The sequence below is a fragment of the Streptomyces sp. NPDC051569 genome (assembly GCF_044454085.1).
Lineage (GTDB): Bacteria > Actinomycetota > Actinomycetes > Streptomycetales > Streptomycetaceae > Streptomyces.
Genome location: NZ_JBITDJ010000004.1, coordinates 21,447 through 47,348 on the forward strand (window position 1 = coordinate 21,447; position 25,902 = coordinate 47,348).

17 protein-coding genes and 1 tRNA gene are annotated in these 25,902 nt (G+C 70.1%); 11 read left to right on the forward strand and 7 right to left on the reverse strand.

Annotation, left to right across the window (positions count from 1 at the left end; translation table 11 throughout):
- Positions 1-190: 190 nt before the first annotated feature.
- Complete coding sequence (gene hrpB / locus ACIBAE_RS08335; RefSeq protein ID WP_399283107.1) at positions 191-2,761, forward strand: ATP-dependent helicase HrpB; 2,571 nt, start codon at positions 191-193, stop codon at positions 2,759-2,761.
- 102 nt (positions 2,762-2,863) lie between these two features.
- On the opposite strand, the gene ACIBAE_RS08340 is transcribed toward hrpB, so the two are convergent.
- Both ACIBAE_RS08340 and polA read right to left on the reverse strand, forming a co-directional pair.
- Positions 2,864-4,549: a lytic transglycosylase gene (locus ACIBAE_RS08340; RefSeq protein ID WP_399283109.1), complete on the reverse strand. Its 1,686-nt coding sequence runs from the start codon at positions 4,547-4,549 to the stop codon at positions 2,864-2,866.
- Between the two features lie 299 nt (positions 4,550-4,848).
- A complete protein-coding gene (gene polA, locus ACIBAE_RS08345) occupies positions 4,849-7,560 on the reverse strand; it encodes a DNA polymerase I (protein ID WP_399283110.1) in 2,712 nt (903 codons plus the stop codon).
- Between the two features lie 146 nt (positions 7,561-7,706).
- Here polA and ACIBAE_RS08350 point away from each other — a divergent pair, with 146 nt between their 5' ends.
- The 7 genes from ACIBAE_RS08350 to ACIBAE_RS08380 all read left to right on the forward strand — a co-directional run bounded on the left by ACIBAE_RS08350 (position 7,707) and on the right by ACIBAE_RS08380 (position 16,819).
- Positions 7,707-10,094 carry an FdhF/YdeP family oxidoreductase gene (locus ACIBAE_RS08350; RefSeq protein ID WP_399283111.1) on the forward strand — a complete coding sequence of 796 codons (2,388 nt, stop codon included), beginning with the start codon at positions 7,707-7,709 and terminating at the stop codon, positions 10,092-10,094.
- 83 nt (positions 10,095-10,177) lie between these two features.
- Positions 10,178-10,642, forward strand: a complete 465-nt coding sequence (locus tag ACIBAE_RS08355) for a PaaI family thioesterase (RefSeq protein ID WP_399283112.1) — start codon at positions 10,178-10,180, stop codon at positions 10,640-10,642.
- Between the two features lie 558 nt (positions 10,643-11,200).
- Entirely contained in the window at positions 11,201-12,430 is a 1,230-nt protein-coding gene (locus ACIBAE_RS08360; RefSeq protein WP_399283113.1) for a branched-chain amino acid ABC transporter substrate-binding protein, read from the forward strand.
- A 99-nt stretch (positions 12,431-12,529) separates the two neighbouring features.
- Positions 12,530-13,462 carry a branched-chain amino acid ABC transporter permease gene (locus ACIBAE_RS08365; protein WP_399283114.1) on the forward strand — a complete coding sequence of 311 codons (933 nt, stop codon included), beginning with the start codon at positions 12,530-12,532 and terminating at the stop codon, positions 13,460-13,462.
- Between the two features lie 5 nt (positions 13,463-13,467).
- On the forward strand, positions 13,468-15,162 hold the full coding sequence (locus tag ACIBAE_RS08370; RefSeq protein ID WP_399283116.1) for a branched-chain amino acid ABC transporter permease: 1,695 nt from the start codon (positions 13,468-13,470) through the stop codon (positions 15,160-15,162).
- A 5-nt stretch (positions 15,163-15,167) separates the two neighbouring features.
- Positions 15,168-16,106, forward strand: coding sequence for an ABC transporter ATP-binding protein (locus tag ACIBAE_RS08375; protein ID WP_399283117.1), 939 nt, complete (start codon positions 15,168-15,170; stop codon positions 16,104-16,106).
- Positions 16,103-16,819: an ABC transporter ATP-binding protein gene (locus ACIBAE_RS08380; protein ID WP_399283118.1), complete on the forward strand. Its 717-nt coding sequence runs from the start codon at positions 16,103-16,105 to the stop codon at positions 16,817-16,819. Before ACIBAE_RS08375 ends, ACIBAE_RS08380 begins: the two co-directional genes overlap by 4 nt.
- Before the next feature lie 125 nt (positions 16,820-16,944).
- Here the strand turns inward: ACIBAE_RS08380 and ACIBAE_RS08385 are convergent, their stop codons facing one another.
- Positions 16,945-17,598, reverse strand: coding sequence for an ANTAR domain-containing response regulator (locus ACIBAE_RS08385; protein WP_399283120.1), 654 nt, complete (start codon positions 17,596-17,598; stop codon positions 16,945-16,947).
- A gap of 94 nt (positions 17,599-17,692) precedes the next feature.
- On the opposite strand from ACIBAE_RS08385, the gene ACIBAE_RS08390 reads away from it, so the two are divergent.
- A tRNA-Leu gene (locus ACIBAE_RS08390) sits at positions 17,693-17,778 on the forward strand.
- A gap of 82 nt (positions 17,779-17,860) precedes the next feature.
- Positions 17,861-18,649 carry a helix-turn-helix domain-containing protein gene (locus ACIBAE_RS08395; protein WP_399283121.1) on the forward strand — a complete coding sequence of 263 codons (789 nt, stop codon included), beginning with the start codon at positions 17,861-17,863 and terminating at the stop codon, positions 18,647-18,649.
- A gap of 28 nt (positions 18,650-18,677) precedes the next feature.
- Here the strand turns inward: ACIBAE_RS08395 and pyk are convergent, their stop codons facing one another.
- Entirely contained in the window at positions 18,678-20,111 is a 1,434-nt protein-coding gene (pyk, locus tag ACIBAE_RS08400) for a pyruvate kinase (RefSeq protein WP_399283122.1), read from the reverse strand.
- Positions 20,112-20,262: 151 nt separating this feature from the next.
- Positions 20,263-20,985: an SIMPL domain-containing protein gene (locus ACIBAE_RS08405; RefSeq protein WP_399283123.1), complete on the reverse strand. Its 723-nt coding sequence runs from the start codon at positions 20,983-20,985 to the stop codon at positions 20,263-20,265.
- Between the two features lie 173 nt (positions 20,986-21,158).
- On the opposite strand from ACIBAE_RS08405, the gene ACIBAE_RS08410 reads away from it, so the two are divergent.
- Positions 21,159-22,970: a bifunctional metallophosphatase/5'-nucleotidase gene (locus tag ACIBAE_RS08410; protein WP_399283124.1), complete on the forward strand. Its 1,812-nt coding sequence runs from the start codon at positions 21,159-21,161 to the stop codon at positions 22,968-22,970.
- A 29-nt stretch (positions 22,971-22,999) separates the two neighbouring features.
- Here the strand turns inward: ACIBAE_RS08410 and ACIBAE_RS08415 are convergent, their stop codons facing one another.
- Together ACIBAE_RS08415 and ACIBAE_RS08420 are read right to left on the reverse strand one after the other, a co-directional pair.
- Complete coding sequence (locus ACIBAE_RS08415) at positions 23,000-24,412, reverse strand: lysine N(6)-hydroxylase/L-ornithine N(5)-oxygenase family protein (RefSeq protein ID WP_399283126.1); 1,413 nt, start codon at positions 24,410-24,412, stop codon at positions 23,000-23,002.
- Positions 24,409-25,827, reverse strand: coding sequence for a pyridoxal phosphate-dependent decarboxylase family protein (locus ACIBAE_RS08420; RefSeq protein ID WP_399283128.1), 1,419 nt, complete (start codon positions 25,825-25,827; stop codon positions 24,409-24,411). Before ACIBAE_RS08420 ends, ACIBAE_RS08415 begins: the two co-directional genes overlap by 4 nt.
- Between the last annotated feature and the right edge of the window lie 75 nt (positions 25,828-25,902).

The window sequence follows — 25,902 nt, forward strand, 5'->3', positions numbered from 1 at the left end:
ACGCGCACCGACAGACCCAGGCAGGCTCAGGCAGGGCCAGGCAGGCTCAGGCAGGGCCAGGCACGGGCGAGCGCGGGGCAGTCGGGCGGCCGGGACGGGACAGGACCGAACACCGGTGAGCACCGTTACCCGGCCACGGCCGCGCCGGACCGGGTAACGGGCTGTCCGGCCCGCGTACGAGACTGGGCGGGTGATCCGCGACGACATCCTGGCCCGCCTGCCCGTACGTACCGCCGTCCCCGCGCTGGAGCGTGCCCTCGACGGGCACGGCAGCGCGGTCCTGTGCGCACCCCCCGGGACCGGCAAGACGACACTGGTGCCGCTGGTCCTGGCCGGGCTGCTCGGCGACGGACCCGTCCGGCGGGTGATCGTCGCCGAGCCCCGGCGGATCGCGGCCCGCGCGGCGGCCCGCCGGATGGCCTGGCTGCTCGGCGAACGCGTCGGGGAGCGCGTCGGCTTCACCGTGCGCGGGGAACGCGCGGTGGGGCGCTCGACGGTGGTGGAGGTGGTGACCACCGGCGTGCTGCTCCAGCGGCTCCAGCGTGACCAGGAACTGGCCGGGGTCGATGTGGTGATCCTCGACGAATGCCACGAGCGGCATCTGGACGCGGACACCGTGGCGGCCTTCCTGCTGGACGTACGGGCGGCCCTGCGGCCCGAGCTGCGTCTGGTGGCGGCTTCCGCGACGACCGACGCCGCCGGCTGGGCGCGGTTGCTGGGGGACGCGCCGGTGGTGGAAGCGCGGGGCGTCTCCTGTCCGGTGGAGGTGGTGTGGGCGCCGCCCGTACAGCCCGTGCGTCCACCGCACGGGATGCGGGTCGATCCGGCGCTGCTCACCCATGTCGCGTCGGTGGTGCGCCGGGCCCTGGCCGAACGGGACGGCGACGTGCTCTGTTTCCTGCCGGGCGTGGGCGAGATCGCCCGGGTCGCGGGACAGCTGGGCGAGACCGGCGCCGAGGTGCTCCAGGTGCACGGGCGGGCACCGGCCGCGGTGCAGGACGCGGTGCTGGCCGGTTCCTCCGGCCGCCGCCGGATCGTCCTCGCGACGGCGGTGGCCGAGTCGAGCCTGACGGTGCCGGGGGTACGGATCGTCGTGGACGCGGGCCTGGCGCGTGAGCCCCGTACCGATCACGCACGGGGGCTGAGCGCCCTCACGACGGTACGGGTCTCGCAGGCGGGCGCCCGGCAGCGGGCGGGCCGGGCCGGGCGCGAGGCCCCCGGCGCCGTCTACCGCTGCTGGTCGGAGGCGGAGGACGCCCGGCTGGTCCGCTTCCCCTCCCCCGAGATCAAGGTCGCGGATCTGGCGGCCTTCGCGCTCCAGGCCGCCTGCTGGGGTGATCCGGACGCGAGCGGGCTCGCGCTGCTGGACCCGCCCCCGGCCGGGGCGCTGGCCGCCGCGCGCACGGTGCTGGCCGCGATCGGCGCGGTGGAGACGGTGCGGACGGTGGAGGCGCCGCGCACGGTGACGGCGGTCGAGGCGGTGGACGGCGGGGCGGCCGGGGGCGGCGGGGGCCGGGTGACGGACCGGGGCGTACGGATGGCCAGGCTCGGCCTGCACCCCCGGCTCGCGCGAGCCCTCCTCGACGGCGCCGGGCAGGTGGGGACGCGCCGGGCGGCCGAGGTGGTGGCGCTCCTGAGCGAGGAGCCGCCGCGCTCGTACGGGGACGATCTGGCGGCGGCCTGGCGTACCGCCCGCTCCGGCGGGGACGCGTACGCGGCCCGGTGGCGCCAGGAGGCGCGGCGGCTGGCCTCGGCGGCCGGCGAGGACACGGCGGGCCGGGAACCGGCCGCCACGGATGACGCCGTCGCCGGGCTCGTGGCCGCGCTCGCCTTCCCGGAGCGGGTGGCACGGGCGCGGGGCGCCGGGTCGTACCTCATGGTGTCGGGCACCGGCGGCGAACTGGCCGACACGTCCCGGCTGCGCGCCGCGCCCTGGCTGGCGGTGGCCGTCGCGGACCGGCCGGCCACGGCGGCGGCGGCGCGGGTACGGCTGGCCGCGGTCATCGACGAGGACACCGCGCGGGCCGCCGCCGGACATCTGCGGGTCGCGGGCGAGGAGGTGCGCTGGGAGGACGGCGATGTCGTCGCCCGGCGGGTCGAGCGCCTGGGCGCGGTCGACCTGTCCGTCAGGGCGCTGCGCTCACCCGATCCACGGCTGGTACGGGAGGCGCTGCTGGACGGGCTGGCGCGCGAGGGGCTCGGGCTGCTGCACTGGACGCGGGACGCGCGGGGGCTGCGGGAGCGGCTCGCCTTCCTGCACCGGGAGGTGGGCCGGGGCTGGCCCGACGTCTCGGACGACGCGCTGCTGGCGGACCCGGACGCCTGGCTGGAGCCGGAGCTCTCCCGGGCGCGGCGCCGCTCGGATCTGGGACGGCTCGACGCGGGACAGGCCCTGCGGCGGCTGCTGCCCTGGGCGACCGGCGAGGCGGCCCGGCTGGACGAGCTGGCGCCGGAGCGCGTCGAGGTGCCGAGCGGGTCGCGGGTGCGGGTGGAATACGGCGGCCCGCAGCCCGTACTGGCGGTGAAACTGCAGGAGTTGTTCGGCCTGCGGGAGACCCCGAAGGTCGCGGGTGTACCGGTGCTGGTCCACCTGCTCTCCCCGGCGGGGCGCCCGGCGGCGGTGACGGCGGACCTGGCGTCCTTCTGGCAGGAGGGCTACCGCGCCGTACGGGCCGAACTGCGCGGCCGCTACCCCCGCCACCCGTGGCCGGAGGACCCGTCCACGGCGGTGGCGACACGCCGTACGAACGCGCGGCGCTGAGAGGACGTCCCGCCGGGGCCGGAGCGCGAACCGCCCGTCGCCCTCCGGTCTGGCGGGACAGAGAACGACGGGCGACGCGCGGCGTGGCGTGGTCCGGCGGGGTCAGGCGACCTTCAGCTCGATGATCAGTGTCGCGCCGCCCTCGGTTTCGAGGCGGAGCAGGAACGTGCCCGTCGTGTCGTCCGCGTAGATCTTCGGAAGCCGGAGGACGCCGTCGGCGTCCGTCCTGAGATCCGTCAGGGACCGGACCGGGTTGCCCGCCGCGTCCTTGAAGCAGGGGCCCGTCACCGGCGTGGTGGCGTCGTCCGCGGACGTGATCATGGCCGCGGTCACCGCCACACCCGACGCGGCGGCCCCCTTGTAGGTGGCCTTGACCTCGACCGGGGCGGCGAACTCGGCGCCGGGCGCGGCGGTCAGCTCCTGGTCGGAGATCCTGGCGAGTCCGTCGGCCCGGGGGGCCGTGACCGTCGCGGCGTACTCGACGGGCGCGACTCCGCTGACGGCGACGGTGGCCCGCACCGTGAACTTCCCGGTCTGCCGGCCCGCCTGGACGGGCGGGGCGCTCGCCGTGCCGTCCTTGCCGGTGATGACGGTCAGCTTGGAGACCTTGAGCGCGCCGCCGACCGCGGTGAAGCGGGCGTCGGTGTCCCCGACGATCTCGAACTGGACGCGTACGTCGGCGACGGGCTTACCCGCCGCGTCCACGGCGCGCACGGACGTCCGCCCGGTGAACACGCTGCCCGCCACGGCGGTCAGCTCGCCCGCGCCGGTGTTCTCGATCCGCTTGACGACGGGCGCGGGCACGGGGGTGCCGGGGCCGTCGCTGTCACCGGGGGCCGGGGTGGGCTTCGAGGGGGCGGGGGTACCGGGCGTGGGCTTCGAAGGAGTGGGGCCCGGGCTCGGCGCGTTGCCGGGCGTGGGATTCGAGGGGACGGGGCTCGGGCTCGGCGTGGAACCGGAGTTCGCGGGTCCGGAGCCGACGGGCAGCACACCGGTGCCGTTCGGAACCTCGTGTGTGCCCTTCTTGTAGTACTGGAACCAGCTCAGGACCGTGTTCAGGTACTCCGTCGAGTGGTTGTACCCGAGGATCGACTTGTGCAGGTTGTCCTCGACCGAGAGGTCACGGTCGCCGGCGCAGAGATAGAGTCCGGCCGCCAGCGCCGCGTCGAAGATGTTGTTGGGGTCCTTGCGGCCGTCACCGTTGGCGTCCTGGCCCCAGGTGGCCCACGTCGACGGGATGAACTGCATCGGGCCGACCGCGCGGTCATGCGTCGAGTCGCCGTCGTACTCACCGTTGTCGGTGTCGGAGATGTTCGCGAAGCCGACGCCGTTGAGGACCGGGCCGAGGATCGGCGAGAGCGTCGTGCCGTTGGCGTCCACCCGGCCGCCCCGTGCCTGGCCCGACTCGACCTTCCCGATCGCGGCGAGGAGCTGCCAGGGCAGGTTGCAGCCGGGCTTGGTCCGCGCGATGGTCTGCTCCGCCTGCTTGTACGCGGCGAGGACCGAAGCCGGTATGCCGGCTTCCGCCGGGCCGGTGGCCGGCAGCTCGATCGAGGTACCCGGGCCGCCGGGTGTGATCAGCGGTGGGAGCTCCGTGTAGTACGGGGAGTTGCCGGTCACGGCGGTGTCGGCGCGCGGTGACGTTTCTTCGGGGGTGTCCTGCGATCCCCCGGCGTTGACGGTGACGGCGCCGGGCGCCTGTGATGCGGAGAGCGCCGCGATCGCGGCGACGGCCGCCGCCGTCGTGGTCGCTCCTCTGCGCAGTCGACGACCGAATAGCGCTGCCATACGTCTGGTCCCTCCCGGTGGCTGACTGTGCGCGCTCCCCGCGCGTGGACTCAGGCGACCCTACGTCAACTCCTGGCCTCAGCACACCGCCCGGTGACCGGTTTTCACCAGTTCGCCACCTGCCGGACGTCCGGGAAAGCGGAGTCCGCTCTGTCCCGTAACCGTCCCGTCAACTGACCAGCGCTTTTCCCCCTCGGACCGGCCCCGGCCGGGGCGTCCTTCCGGAACGCCCCGGCACCACCCGGTCCTCGTCGGCACTCACACTCGTACGTCACACTCGTACGTCGCGCTCGCGCGGGTCAGTGCGCCGCCGACTCCCAGTCAGCCCCCACACCCACCGAGACATCCAGCGGTGCGCGCAGTTCGACGGCGGCCGACATCTCGCGGCGGAGCAGCTCCTCCACCCGGTCGCGTTCGCCGGGGGCGATCTCCAGGACGATTTCGTCGTGGACCTGAAGAAGCATCCGCGAGGTGAGTCCCGCCTCGGTCATCGCCCGGTCCACGTTGAGCATGGCGACCTTGACGATGTCCGCCGCGGTGCCCTGGATCGGCGCGTTGAGCGCCATCCGCTCGGCCATCTCGCGGCGCTGCCGGTTGTCGCTGTTGAGGTCGGGCAGATAGCGGCGGCGGCCGAGCATCGTCTCCGTGTAGCCCGTGGCCCTGGCCTCCACGACGGCTCGCTGCAGATAGTCCCGTACGCCTCCGAAGCGCTCGAAGAACGTGTCCATCAGCCCGCGCGCCTCGGCCGCCTCGATGTTCAGCTGCTGGGAGAGGCCGAACGCCGAGAGCCCGTAGGCCAGTCCGTACGACATCGCCTTGATCTTCCGGCGCATCTCCGGGTCGACCGCGGACTTCGCCACACCGAACACCTGGGAGGCGACGGTGGTGTGCAGGTCCTCACCGGAGGCGAACGCCTCGATCAGGCCCGCGTCCTCGGAGAGGTGGGCCATCACGCGCAGCTCGATCTGGCTGTAGTCGGCCGTCATCAGCGACTCGTACCCCTCGCCGACCACGAAGCCCCGGCGGATGGCCCGGCCCTCGTCGGTGCGGACCGGGATGTTCTGCAGATTGGGGTCGGTCGAGGAGAGCCGGCCGGTCGCCGCCACCGTCTGGTTGAAGGTGGTGTGGATACGGCCGTCGGCCGCGATCGTCTTGATCAGGCCCTCGACGGTGACCCGCAGCTTCGCCTGCTCGCGGTGGCGCAGCATGATGACCGGCAGCTCGTGCTCGGTCTGGGCGGCGAGCCAGGCCAGCGCGTCGGCGTCCGTGGTGTAGCCGGTCTTGGTCTTCTTCGTCCTGGGCAGGCCCAGCTCACCGAAGAGGACCTCCTGGAGCTGCTTGGGCGAGCCGAGGTTGAATTCGTGACCGACGGCCGCGTGCGCCTCCTTCACCGCCTGCTGCACGGCGCCCGCGAACTGCTGCTCCATGGCCTCCAGATGGGCCCGGTCGGCGGCGATGCCGTACCGCTCCATCCGGGCCAGCAGGGTGGAGGTGGGCAGCTCCACGTCGTGCAGCAGCCCGGTGGCACCGACCTCGCCGAGGCGCTCGGTGAACGCGTCACCCAGATCGAGGACCGCGCGCGCCTGCGCCATCAGCGCATCGGCCTCGGCCTGCTCGTCACTGCCGAAGGCGAGCTGTCCGTCGGCGGAGGCCTCCGGGGCCAGTTCACGGCCGAGGTACTCGATGGCCAGGGCGTCCAGCGCGAACGAGCGGCGGCCCGGCTTGACCAGATAGGCGGCCAGCGCGGTGTCCATGGTGACCCCGTCGACCCGCCAGCCGTGCTCGGGGGCGACCCGCATCGCCCCCTTCGCGTTGTGCATGACCTTGGTCCGGGCGGCGTCTCCGAGCCACCCCGCGAACGCCTGCTCGTCGGCCTCGTCCAGCTGCGTCGTGTCGAACCACGCGGCGGCGCCGCCGGCCGCGGCGAGCGCGACCTCGGTGACACTTCCCGTACCCAGCGCCCAGGTGTCGACCGTGGCCACCCCGAGCGGCTGCGCGCCGTGCTCCGCCAGCCAGGGCGCCAGCTCGCCGGAGCCCAGCACCGCGCCGTCCAGCTCGACCCCGGCGGCCGGCGGCGGGGCCTCCTCCTCGGCCGCGCCCGGGTCCACGGCCAGCAGCCGCTCACGCAGGCTCGGGTTCCGGATCTCCAGCACGTCCAGCACGCCCTTCACCGCAGCACGGTCGTACGGGGCGCGCTCCAGGTCCTGCGGGGTCTTGGGCAGCTCGACGTCCCGCACCATCTCGGTCAGCCGGCGGTTCAGCCGCACCGAGTCCAGGTGATCACGGAAATTCTGCCCGGCCTTGCCCTTGACCTCGTCGGCGCGGGCCACCAGCTCGTCGAAGGAACCGAACTGATTGATCCACTTCGCGGCGGTCTTCTCCCCGACCCCCGGGATGCCCGGGAGGTTGTCGGACGGGTCGCCGCGCAGCGCCGCGAAGTCCGGATACTGCTGGGGCGAGAGTCCGTACTTCTCCCGCACCTTCTCCGGTGTGAAACGCGTCAGCTCCGAGACGCCCTTCGTCGGGTACAGCACCGTCGTGTGCTCGCTGATCAGCTGGAAGGAGTCCCGGTCGCCGGTGACGATCAGCACCTCGAAGCCCGCCGCCTCGGCCTGCGTGGCCAGGGTCGCGATGACGTCGTCCGCCTCGAACCCGTCGACCGCGAACCGGTCCGCGCGCATCGCGTCCAGCAGCTCGCCGATCAGCTCGACCTGGCCCTTGAACTCGTCGGGCGTCTTCGAGCGGTTCGCCTTGTACTCCGGGAACTCCTCGGAGCGCCACGTCTTGCGGGACACGTCGAACGCCACGGCGAAATGCGTGGGCGCCTCGTCACGCAGCGTGTTCGCCAGCATCGACGCGAAGCCGTAGATGGCGTTCGTCGGCTGACCGGTCGCGGTCGTGAAATTCTCCGCGGGCAGCGCGAAGAACGCCCGGTACGCCAAGGAGTGCCCGTCCATGAGGAGCAGGCGGGGACGGATGTCTGCGGTCTTCTTCGATGCTGTCTCAGCCACGGACTCGATCCTGCCACGCCCCACCGACAATCCCGACCGCCCCCGTCTCCCCTCCCGTCCGCCGGGGGCGCGTGACAGGATCGGGGGAGACACCCGGAAGAGCAACGTCCGAAGCGGATCCGCGTACGTGTCCGAGGGAGAACGCGATGGCCAGCAAGCCCCCCGCAGGCGATCCGGTCCAGGACGCGCCGCAGGTCCGGCCCCCCAAGCGCGCGGCCGCGGGCATCCCCGCCATCGCGCACACCCTCCGCATCGCCCACCAGCAGATGGGCATCGGCCGCACCGCGAGGACCCTGCTCAAGGTCAACCAGAAGGACGGCTTCGACTGCCCCGGCTGCGCCTGGCCCGAAGGCGACCACCGGCACACCGCGGAATTCTGCGAGAACGGCGCGAAGGCCGTCGCCGAGGAAGCCACGCTGCGCCGGGTCACCCCGGAATTCTTCGCCGCGCACCCGGTGTCCGACCTGGCCGACCGCAGCGGCTACTGGCTGGGACAGCAGGGGCGCATCACCCAGCCCATGCTGCTCGAACGAGCCGCCGGCACGGCCGCCGGTTCGCTATCGGGCGGCTCCCCGCCGCACGGGGCCCGGCACGACGGGGACCGGCACGACGACAGCGGGCACGACGACAGCGGGCACGACGGGGACCATTACCGGCCGGTCAGCTGGGAACGCGCCTTCGCGATCATCGCCGAGGAGCTCACCGCCCTCGACTCCCCCGACGAAGCCCTCTTCTACACCTCGGGCCGCACCAGCAACGAGACCGCCTTCCTCCTCCAGCTCTTCGCCCGCGAATTCGGTACGAACAACCTGCCGGACTGCTCCAACATGTGCCACGAGTCCTCCGGCTCGGCGCTCAACGAGACCATCGGCATCGGCAAGGGCAGCGTCTTTCTGGAGGACCTCCACCAGGCCGACCTGATCATCGTGGCCGGACAGAATCCCGGCACCAACCACCCCCGGATGCTCTCCGCCCTGGAGCAGGCCAAAAAGGCCGGCGCGAAGATCATTTCGGTCAATCCGCTGCCCGAGGCCGGCCTGGAACGGTTCAAGAACCCCCAGACCCCGCGGGGCCTCAGCAAGGGCGCCGCGCTCAACGACCTGTTCCTCCAGATCCGCCTCGGCGGCGACCAGGCCCTCTTCCGGCTGCTCAACAGGCTGATCCTGGAGACCCCCGGCGCCGTCGACGAAGCCTTCGTCCGCGACCACACCCACGGCTACGAGGAATTCACCGCCGCCGCCCGCGCCGCCGACTGGGACGAGACACTCACCGCCACCGGCCTGGAACGCGCGGACATCGAACAGGCCCTCACCCTCGTCCTCGCCTCACAGCGCACCATCGTCTGCTGGGCCATGGGCCTCACCCAGCACAAACACTCCGTGCAGACCATCCGGGAAGTCGTCAACTTCCTGCTGCTGCGCGGCAACATCGGCCGGCCGGGCGCCGGTGTCTGCCCCGTACGCGGCCACTCCAACGTGCAGGGCGACCGCACCATGGGCATCTTCGAACGGCCCGCCCCCGCCTTCCTCGACGCCCTCGACAAAGAATTCGGCATCACCTCGCCGCGCCACCACGGCTACGACGTCGTGCGGTCCATCGAGGCGCTCCGCGACGGCAGGGCCAAGGTCTTCATCGCCATGGGCGGCAACTTCGTCGCCGCCACCCCCGACACGCACGTCACCGAAGCCGCGATGCGCCGCGCCCGCCTCACCGTCCACGTCTCCACCAAACTCAACCGCTCGCACGTCGTGACCGGCACCCGCGCGCTGATCCTGCCCACCCTCGGCCGCACCGACAAGGACATCCAGGCCGGCGTCCGGCAGATCGTCACCGTGGAGGACTCCATGGGCATGGTCCACGCCTCCCGGGGCAACCTCCCGCCCGCGAGCCCCCACCTGCTCTCCGAGCCGGCCATCGTCGCCCGGCTGGCCCGCGCCGTCCTCGGCCCCGGATCCGCCACACCCTGGGAGGAGTTCGAGAAGGACTACGCGAACATCCGCGACCGGATCGCCCGCGTCGTCCCCGGGTTCGAGGACTTCAACGCGCGCGTGGCCCACCCGGGCGGCTTCGCCCTGCCGCACGGTCCGCGCGACGAACGCCGCTTCCCCACCGCCACCGGCAAGGCCAACTTCACCGCCGCGCCCGTGGAGTTCCCGTACCTGCCCGAGGGCCGCCTCCTGCTGCAGACCCTGCGCTCGCACGACCAGTACAACACCACGATCTACGGGCTCGACGACCGCTACCGGGGCATCAAGGGCGGCCGCCGCGTCGTCCTCGTGAACGCCCAGGACGCGGCCGGGCTGGGCCTCGCCGACGGCTCGTACGCCGACCTGATCAGCGAATGGAAGGACGGTGTCGAGCGGCGCGCGCCCGGCTTCCGGGTCGTCCACTACCCCACCGCGCGGGGCTGCGCGGCCGCCTACTACCCGGAGACCAATGTGCTGGTCCCCCTCGGTGCCACCGCCGACAGCAGCAACACCCCGGCGAGCAAGTCCGTCGTCGTGCGCTTCGAGCCGGCCGGCCGGGCCCCGTGACCACCCCTGAGCTGTCACTCGGCGATCTGGTAAGCACTACGGTGCACACACCGCACGAGCGCTGACGATCGGAGCCGGGCCCCATGGGTGACCAGTCCACCGCGAAGTTCCCGCAGGACATCATCGACGAGTACACCGCGCTCGGGGTGGACCTGCCGGCGCTCCTGTCCGCCGGACACCTCGGCACCCGTATGGGCGTGGAGATCGTCGAGGCGTCCGCCGACCGCGTCGTCGGCACCATGCCCGTCGCGGGCAACACCCAGCCGTACGGACTGCTGCACGGCGGGGCCTCCGCCGTCCTCGCCGAAACCCTCGGCTCCGTCGGGGCGATGCTGCACGGCCGCAGCGCCAAGATCGCGGTCGGTGTGGACCTCAACTGCACGCACCACCGCGGCGTCCGCGGCGGAACCGTGACCGGGGTCGCCACCCCCGTCCACCGCGGCCGCACCACCGCCACCTACGACATCGTCATCACCGACGAACAGGACAAGCGGGTCTGTACCGCCCGCCTCACCTGCCTCCTGCGCGACGCCGTACCCCAGAGCTGACCCACGCCCGGGAACGGCCGGATTCCACCCGACGGCGACACCCCCACCGCGTCACCCCAATGGTGACGAACGGTCACCCCACGGCCCCGTCCCGGTCCGATCGACCGGCCCGGGACGCCCGGTCGACCCCCGTACCGGGCCCGCAGTCGATCACCCCTTCCCCAGATGTAACACTGCGTAACATTCACGCAATGGGAAACAGCGCACCGCGGCCGACCCCGACCCACCCTCCGGGCATCGGCGCGACCAGCGGACTGTCAGCACCAAGATCACCCCAAGCGCCTTAGCGGAACTGGGAGTTCTCAGCATGTGAACACCGCGTCAGGTGCGGAAAACACCCATCTGTCCACACTGGCGCCCCCTCCTGTCCGTCCCGGCATAACAAGACAGTCACATCCTGACCTTCACCGCTCCCTCACCACTCTCCCTGCCCTTAGAGTCACGGCCAGTCACCGCGCCGCCGGGCGCGTCCACTGCACGACCCTGCATCACCCCGTACGGCCCGGCGAGACACATGGCACCTCAGCAGAGGCAGCCGCGCCAGGGAGAGGACACATCGTGCGACACCGTTCCTTGCTCATACTCACCTCCGTGCTCACCACGGGAGCGCTTACCCTCACCGCCTGCGGCTCTCGCGACGAAGGCAAGAGCACCGACGCGAGCGGCAAGATCACCGTCGTCATCGGCGTCGACGCCCCGCTCACCGGATCGCTCTCCCCGCTCGGCCAGGGCATCAAGAACTCCGTCGACCTCGCCGCCAAGACCGCGAACAAGAACAACGAGGTCCCGGGCGTCGAGTTCAAGGTCGAAGCCCTCGACGACCAGGCGGTCCCCGCCTCCGGCCAGGCCAACGCCACCAAGCTCGTCGGCGACAAGAACGTCCTCGGCGTCGTCGGCCCCCTCAACTCCGGCGTGGCCCAGTCGATGCAGGGCGTCTTCAACTCCGCCAACCTCCTCGAAGTCTCGCCCGCCAACACCAACCCGTCCCTGAGCCAGGGCGACAACTGGGGCAAGGGCGAATTCAAGCGCCCGTTCAAGACGTACTTCCGCACCGCCGCCACGGACGTCGTCCAGGGCAAGTTCGCCGCGCAGTACTACTTCAACGACGCCAAGAAGAGCAAGGTCTTCATCGTCGACGACAAGCAGACCTACGGCGCCGGCCTCGCCGCGATCTTCGCCGAGGAATTCAAGCGCCTCGGCGGCAAGGTCGTCGGCACCGACCACATCACGGTGAAGGAGACCGACTTCTCCAGCACCGCCGACAAGGTCAAGGCCTCCGGCGCCGACTCCGTCTACTTCGGTGGCCAGTACCCCGAAGGCGGCCTGCTCTCCGACCAGATCAAGAAGACCGGCGCGAAGATCCCCACCATGGGCGGCGACGGCATCTACGACCCCAACTTCATCGCCGCCTCCGGCGAATCGAACGAGGGTGACCTCGCCACCTCGATCGGCTACCCCGTCGAGAAGCTCGACACCGCCAAGAAGTTCATCGCCGACTACGCCGCCGGCGGATACAAGGACCCCTACGGCGCCTACGGCGGCTACTCCTACGACGCCGCCTGGACCATCATCCAGGCCGTCAAGGCCGTCATCGCCGACAACGACGGCAAGCTGCCCGACGACGCCCGCGCCAAGATCGTCGACGCCGCCTCCAAGGTCGCCTTCGACGGCGTGACCGGCGAGGTCGCCTTCGACGAGTACGGCGACACCACCAACAAGCAGCTCACCGTCTACAAGGTCGAGGGCGGCGCCTGGAAGGACGTCAAGAGCGCCACCTTCGAAGACTGACCCCCCACACACCCCCGCAGCACACGACCCAAGCCGCGCGAGGGCGCAACAGCGCCCTCGCGCGGTGTCATATCCGCCACGCACATCGGAGGCCCTGCGGTGAACGAACTGCCGCAACAGCTCGCCAACGGCCTTGCGCTCGGTGCCCTCTACGGCTTGATCGCCATCGGGTACACCATGGTCTACGGCATCGTCCAGCTCATCAACTTCGCCCACGGCGAGATCTTCATGATCGGAGGCTTCGGCGCCCTCACCACCTACCTGTGGCTACCCAGCGGAACATCCCTGCTGGTGTCGATACCCCTCATGATCATCGGTGGTGCCATCGCCTCGGTCGCCGTCGCGACAGCGGCCGAACGCTTCGCCTACCGCCCCCTGCGAACCGCCCCGCGCCTCGCACCCCTGATCACCGCGATCGGCCTCTCCATCGCACTGCAGCAGCTCATCTGGGCGTTCTACCCCGACGCCAAGAAAGCCCGCAGCTTCCCCGAATTCAAGGGCGACTCCTTCCAGCTGCTGGACAATCTCTACCTCCAGCGCGCCGACGCCTTCATCCTGATCCTCGCCCCGGTCTGCATGCTCATCCTCGGCCTCTTCGTCTCCAAGAGCCGCAGCGGACGCGCCATGCAAGCCACCTCGCAGGACCGCGACACCGCCAAACTCATGGGCATCAACACCGACCGCATCATCGTGATGGCCTTCGCCATCGGCGCCGCCTTCGCCGCGGTCGCAGCGGTCGCCTACGGCCTCGACAAGGGCCAGATCAACTTCGAAATGGGCTTCCTCCTCGGACTGAAGGCCTTCACCGCCGCGGTCCTCGGCGGCATCGGCAACATCTACGGAGCCATGGTCGGCGGAGTCGTCCTCGGCCTCGCCGAAGCCATGTCGATCGCCTACATCGAACACATCCCCGGCATGCAGCAACTCGGCGGCGGCGCCTGGGCCAACGTCTGGGCCTTCGTACTCCTCATCGTCGTACTCCTCGTCAGGCCACAGGGGCTGCTCGGTGAGCGCGTCGCGGATCGGGCGTGAGAACAATGACTGACACCACCTCCCGCACCACCCAACTGCGCCTCCTCACCCTCGGCGGCGCCATAGCCACCGTCGCCAGCGCCTTCCTCTCCTGGACCTACACCTCCGAATTCCCCGGCGACCTCACCGTCTACGGATACCCGGGCGGCCTCCAGGTCCTCACCCTCGTCGGAGGCATCCTCACCGCCCTCCTCACCCTGTCCGCACTGGACATCAAGGGGCTGCGCTGGCTCACCCCCGCCGGCTCCACCAACGCCCTCCGGCTGATCGCCCTCGGCACCTTCGCCACCACCTGGTTCACCGTCCTCGCCATCGCCATCGAGCTCGGCGGACTGGTCAACCTCGACCCCGGCGGCTTCGTCGCGGCGGTGGCCTCCGTCATCCCGGTCATCGGCGCCTACCTCCTCCCCGACGACACCCGCCAGGCCGACCGCCCCGGAGAACTCCCCTCCTGGGCCGAAATCCTCATCATCGTCGCCGCGTTCGGTACCGCCCTCTACATCTTCGCCTACGGCATCGGCACCGAATACGCCGAACTCTTCACCGGCTTCCTGCTCACCGTCGGCTTCACCGCCGCGGCACTCTCCAAAGCCGGCCTCATCGCACGGCTCAACGGCCTCACCGCCAAATACCGGATGATCGCCGTCACGGCCGCATTCGTCGCCGCCGCCGCGTTCCCCTTCACCCAGAACACCGACCAGTACACCCTCATCGCGGTCAACATCCTCATCTTCGCGACCGTCGCCCTCGGGCTGAACATCGTCGTCGGCCTCGCCGGCCTCCTCGACCTCGGATACGTCGCCTTCCTCGGCGTCGGCGCCTACACGGCCGCCCTCGTCTCCGGAACCACCGCCTCCGTCTTCGACATCCAATTCCCCTTCTGGGCCTCCGTCCTCACCGGCGCCGTCGTCTCCCTCGTCTTCGGCGTCCTCATCGGCGCACCCACCCTCCGCCTCCGCGGCGACTACCTCGCCATCGTCACCCTCGGCTTCGGAGAAATCTTCCGCATCGCCGTCGGCAACCTCGACGGAGTCTCCGGCCCCCGCATCACCAACGGCCCCAACGGCGTCCCGAACATCCCCGACCTCAACTTCTTCGGGTACAACTTCGGCGAAGCCCACACCATCCTCGGCATCGAGCTCGGCTCCTACGCCAACTACTACCTGCTCATGCTGCTCGCCATGATCCTCGTGGTCGTCGTCTTCAGCCGCGCGGGCAGCTCCCGCATCGGCCGCGCCTGGGTCGCCATCCGCGAGGACGAAACCGCCGCCACCGCCATGGGCATCAACGGCTTCCGCGTCAAACTCATCGCCTTCGCCCTCGGCGCCACCCTCGCCGGCCTCGCCGGCACCGTCCAGGCACACGTACAGCACACCGTCGTACCCGAGATGTACGTCTTCGCCGGACCCGTACCGCCCAACTCCGCCTTCCTGCTCGCCGCGGTCATCCTCGGCGGCATGGGCACCATCACCGGGCCCCTCCTCGGCGCCTCACTGCTCTACCTCATCCCCGCCAAACTGCAATTCCTCCAGGACTACCAGCTCCTCGGCTTCGGAATCGCCCTCATCGTCCTCATGCGCTTCCGCCCCGAAGGGCTCATCGCCAACCGCCGCGCGAAGCTCGAATACCACGAGACCAGCCAACCCGACATACCGGAACAGCCCGGCGCAACCGTCGGCACCGTCAAGGCCGGGGCGTGAAAGACATGACAACCGCGACCAGCACCAGCAGCGCCCCCGAAGCCGACAGCGTCCTCGAAGCCAGCGGCGTCACCATGCGCTTCGGCGGCCTCACCGCCGTACGCTCCGTCGACCTCACCGTCAACGCGGGCGAGATCGTCGGCCTCATCGGACCCAACGGCGCCGGCAAGACCACCTTCTTCAACTGCCTCACCGGCCTCTACGTGCCCACCGAAGGCAAGGTCACCTACAAGGGCACCGTCCTCCCCCCCAAACCCCACCTCGTCACCCAAGCCGGCATCGCCCGCACCTTCCAGAACATCCGGCTCTTCGCCAACATGACCGTCCTCGAAAACGTCCTCGTCGGACGTCACACCAGGACCAAGGAAGGCCTCTGGTCCGCACTCCTGCGAGGCCCCGGCTTCAAGAAAGCCGAAGCCGCCTCCCACGAGCGCGCCATGGAACTCCTCGCGTTCATCGGCCTCCAGCACAAGGCCGACCACCTCGCCCGCAACCTCCCGTACGGCGAACAGCGCAAACTCGAAATCGCCCGCGCCCTCGCCAGCGAACCCGGCCTGCTGCTCCTCGACGAACCCACCGCCGGAATGAACCCGCAGGAAACCCGGGTCACCGAAGAGCTCGTCTTCGCCATCCGCGACCAGGGAATCGCCGTCCTCGTCATCGAGCACGACATGCGGTTCATCTTCAACCTCTGCGACCGCGTCGCCTGCCTCGTCCAGGGCGAGAAACTCGTCGAAGGCACCGCCGAGGTCGTCCAGGGCGACGAACGCGTCGTCGCCGCCTACCTCGGCACCCCCTTCGAAGGCGCCCCGGGCGCCGAAGAACTCGCCGAAGTCGAAGCGGCCGAAGCCGAAGCCGGCACCCAGAACCCCGCCGGGAACACCGGCACCGCCGGAACCGCCGGAACCACCAGCACGATCAGCACAGAGGAGGGCGCCCAGTGACCGCACTGCTGGAGGTCGAAGACCTCAAGGTCGCATACGGCAAGATCGAAGCCGTCAAGGGCATCTCCTTCACCGTCGAGGCCGGCCAGATCGTCACCCTCATCGGCACCAACGGCGCGGGCAAGACCACCACCCTGCGCACCCTCTCCGGGCTGATCAAACCGCTCAGCGGCGACATCAGGTTCAACGGCCAGTCCCTCAACAAGGTCCCGGCCCACCAGGTCGTCGCCCTCGGCCTCGCCCACTCCCCCGAGGGGCGGCACATCTTCCCCCGCATGTCGATCGAGGACAACCTGCGGCTCGGCGCCTTCCTGCGCAAGGACAGCGACGGCATCACCAAGGACATCCAGCGCGCCTACGACCTCTTCCCGATCCTCGGCGAACGAAGGAAGCAGGCGGCGGGCACCCTCTCCGGCGGCGAACAGCAGATGCTCGCCATGGGACGGGCCCTGATGTCCCAGCCCAAACTGCTCATGCTCGACGAGCCCTCCATGGGACTCTCGCCCATCATGATGCAGAAGATCATGGCCACCATCACCGAGCTGAAGGCCCAGGGCACCACCATCCTGCTCGTCGAGCAGAACGCCCAGGCGGCCCTCTCCCTCGCCGACCAGGGCCACGTCATGGAGATCGGCAAGATCGTTCTCTCCGGCACCGGCCAGTCCCTGCTCCACGACGAGTCGGTCCGCAAGGCGTACCTCGGCGAAGACTGAGCCGCACACACCGGCCGTACGAACAGACCGTACGAGCCGAGCGAACAGGCCGTACGCGGACGTCGTACGAAGGAGGCCCGCCCCGGTCGCACCGGGGCGGGCCTCCTCGCATCCTGACCTCCGGGCTACTGGCCCTTCGCGGCCTTCTTCTCCCGCTCGTCCTCGATGACCGCCTCGGCGACCTCCTGCATCGACAGCCGCCGATCCATCGACGTCTTCTGGATCCACCGGAACGCGGCGGGCTCGGTCAGCCCGTACTGCGTCTGAAGGATCGACTTCGCCCGGTCCACCAGCTTCCGCGTCTCCAGCCGCTGCGTGAGATCCGCGACCTCCTGCTCCAGCGTCTTCAGCTCCGTGAACCGCGACACCGCCATCTCGATGGCCGGCACCACGTCGCTCTTGCTGAACGGCTTCACCAGATACGCCATCGCCCCGGCGTCCCGGGCCCGCTCCACGAGATCGCGCTGCGAGAACGCGGTCAGCATCAGGACCGGCGCGATGGACTCCTCGGCGATCTTCTCGGCGGCGGAGATCCCGTCGAGAACGGGCATCTTCACATCGAGGATGACCAGGTCGGGCCGGTGCTCCCGAGCCAGCTCAACGGCCTGCTGCCCGTCACCGGCCTCGCCGACGACCGAGTAGCCCTCCTCCTCCAGCATCTCTTTGAGGTCGAGGCGGATCAGAGCCTCGTCCTCGGCGATGACGACACGCGTCGTCAGCGGCGGGACGTGCGACTTGTCGTCATCGTCGGCGGGCTGGGGAGACTCGGGGGTGGTCACGGTGACTCCTCGTTACAGACAGGATGCTGCTCCCCATGAGCCTACCGAGCCAATAGCCCCAGCGGTCACCCGGTATACTCTGACCAGCAACCTTGCCGGGTTGGCGGAATGGTATACGCTGATGTCTCAAACACATTTGTCCGAAAGGACATGCGGGTTCGAGTCCCGCACCCGGCACCAGAACAAGAAGTGGATGCTCACGTTCGCGTGAACATCCACTTTTTTGCACTCAGGGCGACATTCGATCACACAGAGTGTGTCCATGAGTTCTCATGGGACCGCCGTACGACAGGAAGCGCTCACGCTGCTGCGGACCGGGACGAGGAACGCGGACGTCGCCCGCCGGCTGGGCATACCCCCCGGCACCATCGCTTACTGGCTTCACGTGGACCGCGCCGAGCGCGGCGAATGCCCGGGATCGCACAACCCGAAGTGTCCGCGGTGCGACGGTCGCGCTCTGCACGAAGCCGCCTACGCGTATCTCCTCGGGCTCTACCTGGGCGACGGGCACATCATCCAGTACTCCGAGCACAGAGTGCCGAGCCTGATGATCACATGCGGTGACAACTGGCCAGGACTGATGGATCTGTGCGAGCACGCCATGCGGGCGGTTTTCCCGGACAACTCCGTCTGCCGCGTCCAGCGAATCGGCTGCCACAACGTCAAGGTGTACTCGAAGCACCTGTGGTGCATGTTTCCTCAGCACGGCCCTGGCATGAAGCACACGCGCCCGATCGTCCTCGAAGGCTGGCAGCGGGAAATCGTGGACGCACACCCCTGGGAGTTCGTCCGGGGACTCGTCCACTCCGATGGCTGCCGGAACATGAATTGGACGACCCGCGTCGTCAAGGGCGAGAGGAAGCGGTACGAGTACCCGCGCTACTGGTTCACCAACGTCTCGGACGACATCCGGAAGCTCTACACCGACACCCTCGACACACTGGGCATCGAGTGGAAGAACTGCACCCGGGCGGGGAAGCCGTACAACATATCCGTCGCCCGGCGCGCGTCCGTCGCCCTCATGGACGCGCACATCGGGCCGAAGTACTGACTCCGGCCCGATCCAGCGCCGTCCTTCGTCACTTCGGGCTGTCGTCCTCGCCCACGTGGTGCACCCGTACCAGGTTCGTCGAGCCGGACACGCCGGGCGGGGAGCCTGCCGTGATGACCACGATGTCGCCCTTCTGGCAGCGGCCGATCCGCAGGAGGTGCTCGTCGACCTGCGCGACCATCGCGTCCGTGGAGTCGACGTGCGGGCCGAGGAACGCCTCCACCCCCCAGGTGAGGCTCAGCTGCGCGTGCGTCTCCGGGTCCGGGGTGAAGGCCAGCAGCGGGATCGGTGAGCGGTAGCGGGAGAGGCGCTTGACCGTGTCGCCGGACTGGGTGAAGGCCACGAGGAACTTCGCGCCGAGGAAGTCGCCCATCTCGGCGGCCGCGCGGGCGACCGCGCCGCCCTGGGTGCGGGGCTTGCTGCTCGGGGTGATCTCGGGGAGGCCCTTGGCGAGGATGTCCTCCTCGGCGGCTTCCACGATGCGGCCCATCGTCTTGACGGTCTCGATGGGGTATTTTCCGACGCTGGTCTCGCCGGAGAGCATGACGGCGTCGGTGCCGTCGATGACGGCGTTGGCGACGTCGGAGGCTTCGGCGCGGGTGGGCCGGGAGTTCTCGATCATCGAGTCGAGCATCTGCGTGGCGACGATGACGGGCTTGGCGTTGCGCTTCGCCAGCTTGATCGCGCGCTTCTGGACGATCGGGACCTGTTCGAGGGGCATCTCGACGCCGAGGTCGCCGCGAGCGACCATGATGCCGTCGAAGGCGGCGACGATGTCGTCGATGTTGTCGACGGCCTGCGGCTTCTCCACCTTGGCGATGACGGGGAGCCGGCGGTTCTCCTCGTCCATGACGCGGTGGACGTCGTGGATGTCGGCGCCGCTGCGGACGAAGGAGAGGGCGATGACGTCGGCGCCGATGCGCAGGGCCCAGCGGAGGTCGTCGATGTCCTTCTCGGAGAGGGCGGGGACGGAGACGGCGACGCCGGGCAGGTTGAGGCCCTTGTGGTCGGAGACCATGCCGCCCTCGATGACGAGGGTGTGGACGCGGGGTCCTTCGACGGCGGTGACTTCGAGGGTGACCTTGCCGTCGTCGACGAGGATGCGTTCGCCGGCGGTCACGTCGGCGGCGAGACCGTCGTAGGTGGTGCCGCAGGTGTCGCGGTCGCCTTCGCAGGGTTCGACGGTGATGGTGAATTCGTCGCCGCGTTCAAGGAGTACCGGGCCTTCGCGGAAACGGCCGAGGCGGATCTTCGGGCCTTGAAGGTCGGCGAGGATTCCGACGCTGCGTCCGGTCTCGTCGGCGGCTTTGCGTACGCGGTGGTAGCGCTCCTCGTGTTCGGCGTAGCTGCCGTGGCTGAGGTTGAAGCGGGCGACGTCCATTCCGGCTTCGACCAGGGCTTTGATCTGGTCGTACGAGTCGGTGGCGGGGCCCAGGGTACAGACGATCTTTGCTCGGCGCATGAGTCGAGCCTACGACTTACCGGCCGGTAGAGAATTGGCCGTGCATGACTACTCAACAACCTTTGCGTGAAAGGTTGTTGACAAGTGTTGAAGTGTGCAGAGGCTTGCTCCGATGAGCATTTTTCAGGGTGGTCGGACCGGTGGCTGCCGGTCAGCCGGTGAGGTCGGGCGGGGTCATCGTGAAGCGGGCGTTCACCTGGGCGTAGACGGTCTGCCGCTGCGGTTCGAGGTCCAGGGCGGGGGCTGTGCTGTCCGCCGCGCCGTCGCCGTAGGCGACTCGGCTGCGCATGGCGCCGGGCGGCGGGACCATGCCGTATCCGGCGGTGTTCTCGGCTCCGAGGTCGGCCAGCTCGACGAGGGCGGCGAGGTGGGAGCCGAGGGCTCCGGCGTATTCGCGGGCGCGCTGGACGGCTTCCCGTACGGCTTGGCGGCGGGCTTCGCCGTGGGCCGGGGAGTCGGGGCGCAGGGCCCACCAGGGCCCGCTGACGTGGGTGAGGTCGAGGTCGGCGAGGCGGGTGGTGAGTTCGCCGAGGACGGTGAAGTCGGTGAGTTCGGCGGTGAGGTGGACGCTGCCGTGGTAGGCGCGGACGCGTTCGCCGTGGCCGCGCCGGGTGAGTTCGGGGCTGATGGAGAAGGCGCCGGTTTCGAGTTTTTCGACGGAGTCGCCGTAGGACTTGATGAGGGCGAGGACGTGGGTGTTGCGGCGGGTCAGGTCGTCGAGTGCGGCGCTGCGGTCGGGGCCGCGGGCGGTGACGGCGATGGAGATGCGGGCGATTTCGGGGTCGACTTCGAGGTGTGCTTCACCGCGGACGGCGAGCCTGGGTGTTTCGGGGGTGCCGTAGGGGGCCGCGGGGGTGGAGTGGCCGGTGGTCATGGGGTGACTCCCTCGGGGGTGTGGCCGGTGCTTCGGGCGCGGTGGGGCTCCACCACACTCTCGCACCCCGGTTCGACCGGTGGCGGTCATCCGATCGCAACCCGCGGGGGGTGTTGCGGCGGAGCGTTCTCGGCCAGAATCTACGCGCGTTGCCATGACATCGAGGAGAAGAAATGCCGTTGAACCGTAGGACGTTCCTGGGTCACTCCGCCGCCGCCGGCGCCGGTGCCGCGCTGGTGGCCGGGGCCGCTGTGCCGGCTGGGGCGACCGGCCACGATCACGGCCATGGCCACGGGCGTCCGCGGAAGCGGTACTCGTTCACCGTGATGGGGACGACCGATCTGCACGGCAACGTCTTCAACTGGGACTACTTCACGGACAAGGAGTTCGACGACGCGGCCCACAATGACATCGGGCTCGCGAAGATCTCCACACTGGTCGAGAAGATCCGCAAGGAGAGGGGCCGCCGTAACACCCTCCTGATCGACGCGGGTGACACGATCCAGGGCACGCAGTTGTCGTACTACTACGCCAAGGTCGACCCGATCACGGCGAAGCGCGGCCCGGTGCACCCGATGGCGCAGGCGATGAACGCGATCGGTTACGACGCGGCGGCGCTCGGCAACCACGAGTTCAATTACGGCATTCCGGTGCTGCGGAAGTTCGAGGAGCAGTGCGACTTCCCGCTGCTCGGTGCGAACGCGCTGGACGCGAAGACGCTGAAGCCGGCGTTCGCGCCGTACGTGATCAAGAAGCTGCGGACGCCGCACGGGCACGAGGTGCGGGTGGCGGTCCTCGGTCTGACGAATCCCGGCATCGCGATCTGGGACAAGGCGAACGTGCAGGGGAAGATGACGTTCCCGGGTCTGGAGGAGCAGGCGGCGAAGTGGGTGCCGAAGCTGCGGTCGATGGGCGCTGACGTGGTCATCGTGTCGGCGCACTCGGGGACGGACGGTTCCTCTTCGTACGGTGATCTGCTGCCGTACGTGGAGAACGCGGCGACGCTGGTGGCGGAGAACGTGCCGGGGATCGACGCGATCCTGGTGGGGCACGCGCACGCGGAGATCCCGGAGCGCCGGGTGGTCAACAAGAAGACCGGCAAGGAGGTCGTGCTCTCGGAGCCGGCGAAGTGGGGGCAGCGGCTGACGCTCTTCGATTTCGATCTGGTGTGGGAGCGGGGCGGCTGGTCGGTCGAGCGGGCCGGTTCGCAGGTGCTGAATTCGAACACGTCGGCCGAGGACAAGAAGATCACCCGGCTGCTCTCGGACGAGCACCGCAAGGTGGTGGCGTACGTCAATCAGGTCATCGGTACGTCGACGGCCGCGATGTCCACGGTGGACGCGCCGTGGAAGGACGAGCCGATCATCGATCTGATCAACCATGTGCAGACGGAGACGGTGAAGGCGGCGCTGGCGGGTGGCGCGTACGCGGCGCTGCCGGTGCTGTCGCAGGCGTCGTGTTTCTCGCGTACGGCGGCGATTCCGGCCGGTCAGGTGACCATCAAGGACGCGGCGGGGCTGTACCCGTTCGAGAACACGATGGAGGCGCGGCTGCTGACGGGGGCGCAGGTCAAGGATTATCTGGAGTTCTCGGCGCGGTATTACGTGCAGACGGCGGCGGGTGCGCCGGTGGACACGTCGAAGCTGACGAACGCGGGGAACACGCCGGATTACAACTACGACGCCCTGTCGGGTGTGACGTACGAGATCGACATCGCGAAGCCGGCGGGGTCGCGGATCGCGGATCTGCGGTTCGAGGGGAAGGCGCTGGATCCGGCGGCGACGTTCGTGCTGGCGGTGAACAACTACCGGGCGAGCGGCGGCGGGAACTTCCCGCATGTCGCCGCCGCTCAGCAGGTGTGGTCGAACTCGGACGAGATCCGTAACACGATCATCGGCTGGGTGAAGGACACGGGCACGGTCGATCCGGCGGTGTTCGCGTCGGTGGGCTGGAAGCTGACGCGGGACGGTTCGCCGGTCTTCTAGGGCGGGTCCCGAACGGCCTTCCGGTTCTGTCAGAGGACTTCGGTGAGAGGGACCAGGCCCCTCGGTGCGGGCATCGGGCGGGTCTGGTCCTGCGGGTCGAGACCGAAGCTGGTGAAGGCGGTGCGCCGGGGCAGCGGGTAGGGGTTGCCGCCGGTGAGGTGGTTGAGGATGGTGGCGCTGCGCCAGGCGGCGAGTCCGAGGTCGGGGGCGCCGACGCCGTGGCTGTGCCGTTCCGCGTTCTGTACGTAGACGGAGCCGGTGACGCCGGGGTCGAGGACGAGCCGGTGGTGTTCGTCGACGCGGGGGCGTCCTGAGGCGTCGCGGCGCATGTAGGGGTCGACGCCGGCGAGGATCCGGTCGAGGGGGCGTTCGCGGTAGCCGGTGGCGAGGATGACGGCGTCGGTGGTGAGGCGGGTGCGGGTGGCCTGCCGGGTGTGTTCGAGGTGGAGCTCGATCTTGGTGGTGGCGACGCGTCCCGCGGTGCGGACGGTGACGCCGGGGGTGAGGACGGCTTCGGGCCAGCCGCCGCCGAGGGTGCGCCGGTAGAGCTCGTCGTGGATGGCGGTGATGGTGTCGTGGTCGATGCCCTTGTGCAGTTGCCATTGGCGCGGGACGAGGTCGTCGCGTACGTGCTCGGGCAGGGCGTGGAAGTAGCGGGTGTAGTCGGGGGTGAAGTGCTCCAGGCCGAGCTTGGAGTACTCCATGGGGGTGAAGGCTTCGCTGCGGGCGAGCCAGTGGATCTTCTCGGCTCCGGTGGGGCGGGCGCGGAGCAGGTCGAGGAAGATCTCGGCGCCGGACTGTCCTGATCCGATGACGGTGATGTGTTCGGCGGCGAGGAGCCGTTCGCGGTGGTCGAGGTAGTCCGCGGAGTGGATGACGGGGACGCCGGAGGCCTCAGCGAGGGGTTTGAGGGCGTCGGGGACGTACGGCTCGGTGCCGATACCGAGGGCGATGTGGCGGGTGTAGGCGCGGCCGAGGGCTTCGGCTTCGCCGGCGGGGTCGAGTTGGGTGAAGTCGACTTCGAAGAGGTCGCGTTCGGGGTTCCAGCGGACGGCGTCGACCTGGTGGCCGAAGTGGAGCGCGGGGAGTTGTTCGCTGACCCAGCGGCAGTAGGCGTCGTATTCGGCGCGCTGGATGTGGAAGCGCTCGGCGAAGTAGAAGGGGAAGAGCCGGTCGCGGGCTTTGAGGTAGTTGAGGAAGGTCCAGGGGCTGGCGGGGTCGGCGAGGGTGACGAGGTCGGCGAGGAAGGGGACTTGGAGGGTGGTGCCGTCGATGAGGAGGCCGGGGTGCCAGTGGAAGGCGGGGCGCTGGTCGTAGAAGGTGGCGGCGAGGCGGCCGTGGATGCCGTCGGCGAGGGCCGCGAGGGAGAGGTTGAACGGGCCGATGCCGATGCCCACCAGGTCGTGGGGCTGGTCGAGGTCGGTGGGGGGCTGGGGGGTCATCGGCGGGTGCCGCCTTCCACGAGGGTGAGGAGTGCTTCCAGGTCGCCGGGGGTGGCGTGGGGGTTGAGCAGGGTGGCTTTGAGCCAGAGGCGGTTGTCGGCGTGGGCGCGGCCGAGGACGGTGGTGCCTTCGGTGAGGAGGGCCCGGCGGATGGCGGCGACGGTGTCGTCGGTGGCGCCGGTGGGGCGGAAGAGCACGGTGGTGAGGGTGGGCCGCTCGTGGAGTTCGAGGCCGGGGCGGGCGTCGATGAGGTCGGCGAGGCGCTGGGCGGCGGCGCAGGTGTGGTCGATGAGGGCGGCGAGCCCGGTGCGGCCGAGTGCTTTGAGGGTGACGGCCGTCTTGAGGATGTCGGGGCGGCGGGTGGTGCGCAGGGAGCGGCCGAGGAGGTCGGGGAGGCCGGCTTCGGTGTCGTCGTCGGCGTTGAGGTAGTCGGCGGTGTGGCCGAGGGGGGTGAGGTCGGTGGTGGCGGGGACGGCGAGGAGGCCGGCCGCGATGGGTTGCCAGCCGAGTTTGTGCAGGTCAAGGGTTACGGAGTGGGCGCGGTCGAGTCCGTCGAGCGCGGCGCGGCGGGTGGGGCTGAAGAGGAGTGGTCCGCCGTAGGCGGCGTCGATGTGGAGTTCCGCGCCGTGGGTGTCGCAGATGTCGGCGATGGCGGGGAGCGGGTCGATGCGGCCGGTGTCGGTGGTGCCGGCGGTGGCGGTGACGAGCAGGGGCGGGGTCAGCCGGGAGAGGGCTTCGTCGAGCGCGGCGGGGTCGATGACTCCGGTGGGGGTGGGGAGGGTGATCGGTGCGGGGAGGCCGAGGAGCCAGGCGGCGCGGTGGACGGAGTGGTGGGTGTGGGCGCCGCAGATGATCTGGACGCGGCCGTGGCGTTCGCGGGCGAGGAGCAGGGCGAGGTGGTTGGATTCGGTCCCGCCGGTGGTGACGAGGGCGTCGGGTGCGGGGTGGCGGGGGTAGACCTCGGCGGCGAGGGCCCGGGTGACGAGGGTTTCGAGCACGGAGGCGGCGGGTGCCTGGTCCCAGGAGTCCATGGACTGGTTGAGCGCGGACGCGGCGAGGTCGGCGGCGACGGCGAGTGCGAGGGGCGGGGTGTGCAGGTGGGCCGCGCAGTGGGGGTGGGCGGGGTCGGCGGCGCCCTGGGTGAGGGCGTGGACGAGGGTGCGGAGGGCCTGGTGGGGGCCGGTGCCTTCGTCGGGGAGTACGGGTTCGGCGGCGGCGCGCAGCTGTGCGGCGACGTGTGCGGGGCCGCCGGCGGGGATGGGTCCGCCTCGTCGGGTGGCTCCGTCGCGGAGGGCGTCGAGGACGGTGGCGAGAAGGGGCCGCAGGGCGTCGGGGCCGTGTTCGCCGCCGGCGAGGGGCGGGAGGGGGGTGCCGGTGGGCTGCGTCCTGGGTGGGGCGCTCGGCGGCGTACGCATAGGAGGTCCTTCGGATCCGCTTGGGGCAGATACACCAGGTTCTCCGGGGTTCGGCGGTGGTGCCCGTGGAGCACA